Source organism: Microvirga aerophila, from assembly GCF_003332305.1.
In the GTDB taxonomy this organism is placed as follows: domain Bacteria; phylum Pseudomonadota; class Alphaproteobacteria; order Rhizobiales; family Beijerinckiaceae; genus Microvirga; species Microvirga aerophila.
On record NZ_QOIO01000125.1, the window covers coordinates 1 to 5,703 of the forward strand.

The 5,703-nt window shown below is 62.2% G+C and carries 7 protein-coding genes; 2 read left to right on the forward strand and 5 right to left on the reverse strand.

What is annotated here, in order from left to right:
• Positions 1 to 347: 347 nt before the first annotated feature.
• From DRB19_RS28680 to DRB19_RS28685, 3 genes are all read right to left on the reverse strand, one after another.
• Positions 348 to 2,126 carry an SLC13 family permease gene (locus DRB19_RS28680; RefSeq protein WP_114189358.1) on the reverse strand — a complete coding sequence of 593 codons (1,779 nt, stop codon included), beginning with the start codon at positions 2,124 to 2,126 and terminating at the stop codon, positions 348 to 350.
• A 90-nt stretch (positions 2,127 to 2,216) separates the two neighbouring features.
• Entirely contained in the window at positions 2,217 to 2,387 is a 171-nt protein-coding gene (locus DRB19_RS30490) for a hypothetical protein (protein ID WP_162815943.1), read from the reverse strand.
• Positions 2,388 to 2,443: 56 nt separating this feature from the next.
• Positions 2,444 to 2,704 carry a DUF6894 family protein gene (locus DRB19_RS28685; RefSeq protein ID WP_147023271.1) on the reverse strand — a complete coding sequence of 87 codons (261 nt, stop codon included), beginning with the start codon at positions 2,702 to 2,704 and terminating at the stop codon, positions 2,444 to 2,446.
• Positions 2,705 to 3,520: 816 nt separating this feature from the next.
• Between DRB19_RS28685 and DRB19_RS28690 the strand changes: the two genes are divergently transcribed.
• The gene (locus tag DRB19_RS28690; protein ID WP_114189360.1) at positions 3,521 to 3,838 is read left to right on the forward strand and encodes a hypothetical protein; all 318 of its coding nucleotides are present in this window, start codon (positions 3,521 to 3,523) and stop codon (positions 3,836 to 3,838) included.
• 47 nt (positions 3,839 to 3,885) lie between these two features.
• On the opposite strand, the gene DRB19_RS28695 is transcribed toward DRB19_RS28690, so the two are convergent.
• On the reverse strand, positions 3,886 to 4,422 hold the full coding sequence (locus tag DRB19_RS28695) for an arsenate reductase ArsC (RefSeq protein WP_114189361.1): 537 nt from the start codon (positions 4,420 to 4,422) through the stop codon (positions 3,886 to 3,888).
• Between the two features lie 48 nt (positions 4,423 to 4,470).
• Positions 4,471 to 4,929, reverse strand: coding sequence for a YybH family protein (locus DRB19_RS28700; RefSeq protein ID WP_114189362.1), 459 nt, complete (start codon positions 4,927 to 4,929; stop codon positions 4,471 to 4,473).
• Positions 4,930 to 5,081: 152 nt separating this feature from the next.
• Here DRB19_RS28700 and DRB19_RS30495 point away from each other — a divergent pair, with 152 nt between their 5' ends.
• Positions 5,082 to 5,267, forward strand: coding sequence for a hypothetical protein (locus DRB19_RS30495; RefSeq protein WP_162815944.1), 186 nt, complete (start codon positions 5,082 to 5,084; stop codon positions 5,265 to 5,267).
• Positions 5,268 to 5,703: the final 436 nt, after the last annotated feature.

Here is a 5,703-nt window from a genome sequence, read left to right on the forward strand (position 1 = left end):
CCGTATCCTGAATTGGATAGCCTTCGTGGTCTGCATCGGCTTGGGCTGGTGGGCGGTTGAGCTTGGGCTCTGGGAGAAGCTAACGAGCCTTTTGAAGTAGCCTCCGCCCGAAATGGCCTCGAGGGGACCATGGGTCCGCAGGATCACAAGGTCGAGCGGCGGCTGGCGGTCAACTTTGCCGCCGACGTAACGGGCAACTCGCGTCGGACAAGCTAGGATGAGGTGGGAAATAGAGGGCATGAACTGGCCCATACTCCCTGCTGCGGTATGCCAAAGGCTTTGATCTGCGGCACGAACGCGGAATGAAATGCAGTTTCTGCCAACGGCAGAGCGCAACTGCCCCCTCGCTAGACCAGCGGCCACACGAGCAGGATGAGCGGCACGCCAAGTACAAGGACAAGGATCGACAGCGGAAGACCCAGCCGCCAGTAGTCACCAAAGCGGTACCCTCCCGGCCCCATCACCAGGGTGTTGCACTGGTGCCCGATGGGCGTGAGGAAATCGCAGGCTGCGCCCACCGCAACCGCCATGAGAAAGGCGTCAGGCTTGTAGCCCAGTTGCCCCGCGAAGGTTGCCGCGATAGGAGCCATCACCAGCACCGTGGCCGCATTGTTCAGGAACGGCGTCACGGCCAATACCGCCACCATGATCAGCGCCAGCGCACCATAGGCCGGTAAGGTGCTGGCAAGCTGCGACAGCCATCCAGCGATGAGATCGGCCCCACCGGTCGTGCGCATCGCCTCGCTGACCGGAATCAGGGCTCCCAGCATCACCAGGATCGGCCAATCGACGGCGTCATAAGCCTCGCGCAGCGAGAGTGCCCCGAACAGGATCATCAAGATGGCGGCGGTGAAGAAGGCGGTGGCGACCGGTAGCACGCCAAAGGCGGTGAGGAGCATGGCACTGCTCAGGACCGCCACAGGAACAAGACCTTGCCGGGCGCTGCCTAAGCGGATGTCGCGCCCGGCGAGCGGTAGGCAGCCGAGTTCCTTCAGCTTGTCAGGGAGCCGCGCGAGATCGCCCCTCAGCACCAGGACATCATCCGTGCGCAAGGTGATGTCGCGCAGGCGCTCCGTAAACCGCTCGCCGCTGCGACTGACGGCGAGCAGATTGAGGTTGAAGCGCTCGTGCAGGGCCATGCGCTTGGCAGTTTGACCGATCAGGATCGAAGTCGGCTCAACGACAGCCTCAATCCCTCCCATCTCCTCGCCCACACCCTTGCCTCCGGTGGGGCGGTTCCCTCCTTCGAGTTCAAGGTGGGCACGGGCGACGGCCCGTTCGAGCGCTTCCGGGTCCCCCTCCAGGAGAACAATGTCGTCTTTGCGGAGGATTGCATCCGGCAGAGGCGTCATGTGCGCCGTCCTGTTCCGAACGATGCCGGTGACCAGAACCTCGCCGTCACACAGCCTCGCGAGGGCGCTGACGGTCTGCCCAATGACCGGCGACTTCGCCATCACACGGGCTTCCGTCATGTAGTCGGTGAGATTGATCGCCTCATCCATGGTCGCGGCGGCTTTGCGGCCACCGGGCAGAAGCCGGTAGCCGAAGGCCAGGAACGCGACACCAGCCGCAGCAAGGCCGAGGCCAACTGGGGTGAAATCGAACATGCCAAAGGGCTGCCCGGTCAATTCCTGGCGCATGCGGGAGACGATGATGTTGGGCGAGGTTCCAACAAGGGTGATCAGCCCGCCGAGCAGTGATCCGAAGGCCATTGGCATGAGAAAACACGAGGGGGAGGCTTGCGAGCGCCGAGCCATCTGGAATGCAACCGGGATCAGCATCGCAAGTGCGCCAATGTTTTTGACGAAGGCTGACAGGATGGTCACCGCTGCGACGAGGAGCACGATCTGGCCCTGCACGGACGTGACGACCGGCGCGACCCGGTGGAGGACCGCCTCCATCACACCAGAACGGGCCACCGCCGCACTGACCACCAGCGCACTCGCGACAATGATGACGATGTCGTCACCAAACCCGGAGAAAGCCTCCTGATGCGGAACAATGCCCGTGAACACAGCCGCCAGAAGGGCGAGAACAGCGACAAGATCGTAGCGAAGGCGTCCCCAGATGAAGACGGCCATCATTCCGGTCAGCACCGCGAAGGCAAAAATCTGATCCCGCGTCATGGCTTTTGCCGCACAACAGGAGGTGCGGAGACAGCATAGAAGCTCCTGGTCCGGTTGGGTTCTGGTGTCCCGTCCGCGCTATGCAGCGGCTCACTTCTCGTCAGGGGTTTGAACCGGCGACGGAATCTCGCCGTCGCCATAGCCACGCCGCCCGTCGAGCTTGACCTTGGGGGATGGTGCGGGGCGATCCTCCAGCATCCTCACGGCTTTCCAGACCGAATTCGCAACTCTCCGGGTGAGGCTAAGTTGGCTCTTGCTCATGAAGGGCTCGCTTTCTTACGTCACAGCCGCGCTGCGGCCGTTCACCTGCCCCCGGCCTATCCGGGTGCTCCCGGGTCAAAGACTTCCGAGAACGCGACCGTCAGCACCGGTTGATTGGCTCTGTCCATGATCTCGACGCGCCAGCTTCGCCGATCCTCGCCGGTTTGCTCGCCTTCCGCAATCATGGCACGAGCCTTGGCGAGCGCGGCTTCCCGTGCCGCCTGGAGGCTGGGGTGCATGTCCCCTTCCGGGTCCTCGATGACACGGCTCTCGGTTCTGACGTTGAAGTAGTACAGCGCCGGTTCTGCCTCATGCATCGCAGGAGGATGCGGCTCGTGCGAGGGGTGGCCTGCGCGAGGCGCTCCACCTTCATCGTCCCACCGCTTCAGGTCGTCACGCGGGCTCGGGTGCTTCGGAGCTTTACCCATGCTGCAACGATAGCACTGGCATCCGGCTATTTGATGACGGTGACACCGAATTCACGCCCCAAGACCGTGTGGCCGGCCTCCTTCCCCGCGCGAAACGCCATCTGGTCCTGGCATCCCTCTCCAAACCAACAATGTCCGGAGCGCCCGACCGCACAGGTATAGCTCAGTGTGCAACTTCGGCTTCGCATAAAGCAGCGCGTCTACGGCGTCGTCCGCCTGCGAGTGAAGTACCAGATCGCGGCAGCGGTCACGATGACTAGCAGCATCATCCGCACTGTGTGCGCTACTCGCTTCGGGGCAGCGTTCATCTCTGAAACATCATGCCCGCTTGGTTGCCGCAACTCGGTCTATCGGAGGACGTAGGTAAGCCCCATCCTTATTAGACGGCAGGTTTGATCATTTACAGCGACGGTACACGTATATCTTGGCCTATAGCAGGCGTATACTCCCATGCGGCTGGGAGGGCATTATGCTTCAAAAGATCAGGCTCTATCTCTCCTACGAGAACAAAGCGCTCGTTGTGGCGGCTCTGGCGCTCGTGTTCTGCGGCGCGGTCATTTTGGGATACATGTGACGGGCTTCAGGCACTGATGGCGCTTCCTCGGAGCGCAAACGTACTCCGCGTCTCCACTATCGGGGCAAGAGACAGAGCGGTTCGGGTTGGTCCGCTATGCTGTGATTAGGTACGCCCATGCGGAGGTAGTCATGGCCTATGTCATGTTTCAGTATGATCGCCCCACCGACCGGCAGCACTGGAACGACTACAACCGGTACGTTCGAGAATGGATTGCTCAGCTTCTGGAGATTCCTGGTGCTGTGTCATTTTTGGCCTATCGCACGGCGGATGAGGCCAGTCCGGACACCTATACCATGCTGGAGTTCCGCACCCAAGAGGATGCGCGTAAGGCGGTCGGCTCTGAGCCCATGAAGAGAGTTCTCGACGGCTTGCGGGCTGTTGGCGCAATGGCCAAGGTCCAGGTGGTTGAGCGCTCACCCTTCACCCCCGAGCCCATCCAAGCATGAGATTGGAGCCGCTCTAGGAAGCTGCCCAGCCTTACCGATAGATGTGGCTATCCCCGAGGCGTCCCGCCTTCGGACACCGTGCCTGTCACTTCCATATGACCGATGGCGCGCAGCCGGATGCCCGTCGTGAACTGATCCAGGCTTGCCAGCGGCAGATGGACGAACGTGCTGATCCGACTCGTCAGCACCTGAAAGGCCCGTTCAAAGGCTTGCTCCCTGTCCAGGTCAGAACCTTCGACGGCTGCCGGATCATCGATGTTCCAGTGGGCAATCGAGGGATGCCCCGGCCAGAGCGGACAAGCCTCCCCGGCAGCGCTGTCGCAGACGGTGATCACGAAGTCCATCACAGGGGCATGCGGCTCGGCGTACTCATCCCAGCTTTTCGAGCGGTAGCCGTCTGTGGGATAACCATGGGCTCCCAGCACCTTCAGCGCGAGCGGGTTCACGCTGCCTTTGGGCTGACTGCCCGCCGAGTATGCCTGGAAGCGGCCCTTGCCCTCCTTGCGCAGAATGCCTTCCGCGAGGATCGACCGGGCCGAGTTGCCGGTGCAGAGGAACAGCACGTTGTAAGTTCGCTCACTCATGGAAGACCTCCCTTAGCAGCATGGTGCAAGACCAGCCGTCGTTGGCGCTTACAGGGCGGGCGGCTTCTCTCGCCGGGAGCCAAACGACCGCGTTGGGGTGCCAGGGAACAGCGAGACATGGGTGTGCTGGGCCACCCACTCCTCACCGACAACTTGCCGCCCGAGCACGACCGTGGCGCGTCCGGGGCGGTCAAAGGGCTTGCCGTCTTCGGTGTAGCCGGTGGACTCGAACACCGCCATGGCCACCGCCGTGAGCCGATCCCTGGAGACGATGGTGCGCAGATCATCGAGCCGCCAGCGGAACTGGCCGATCTGGCCCCAAACATGACGCCACTGCTCGGTTTCGGTTGCCTCCCGCCCGATGGTGAAGGCTGTGTAGGTGCCAAAGGTGATCATGTCCTCGGCAAAGAGCGGACGCGAGCCACTGTAATCCACTGTCTGCACGCACAGTTGCAGGCGCTGGAACCAGCGGCGGACCAGGGTGACATCATCCTCTGGCGCATGCATGGCCGCCTCCAAAGCTGAGACTCCGAAGGAGGGTGCGCCTGCTCCAGCAGGTGGTCAAGCAATCCCGAGCCAGGGCCTCAGCCAACCGGATGATCTGGATGATCGGCAGCCGCAGGTATATGGTGATGCGGCAGCCAAGGTAGAGGACCGCCATGGCACGGACGGCTTACAGACACAGCGATCCCGTTGTTGAGAACAAGCGTTCCCCGCAGCGCAACCGGCGTCGACGGGAGCATCTGAGACGTATTCATCCGATGACACGGGAGCAGCAACTTGCGCTGATCGAGGAGGCTCGTGCTGCCCGCCGTGCCGCGCAGCAGGTGGCTGAGGTGGCTTAGGCTCAGGTGCTGACCCTGCCGCCTGACCAGGAGTGGGCGTATGGGAACGGCTGGGGATGATATCGCGGCATCCGTGGTGTTGGGCCAGCCCGAGGCGAGATTGATCGGCTTCTGGCTCCCGCAGCCAACAAGCAGCCAGAGGCTTGCCCCCTGCGTTGGGTTCGTGAGCTATGGAGGAGACGGTTCCATGAGGCACAACAAGTTCAAGGTCGGCCAGTCGGTTCTGCCTGCCCATCCCAGGCGGGCTTGGTCTGCCTCCTGAAAAGTGATCCTCCCTGAAGTATGGCTTTTGAGCCGAAGGAGGACTGAAGATGGGCAAGAAGAGGCACACGGCCGAGGAGATCGTCGCTAAACTGTTGGGGTGGACGGCCCCCTTACGGCATCGCTGTGCCAGAATGAGGTCGTTGCAGATCTCACACACAGGAGACCGTCCGTG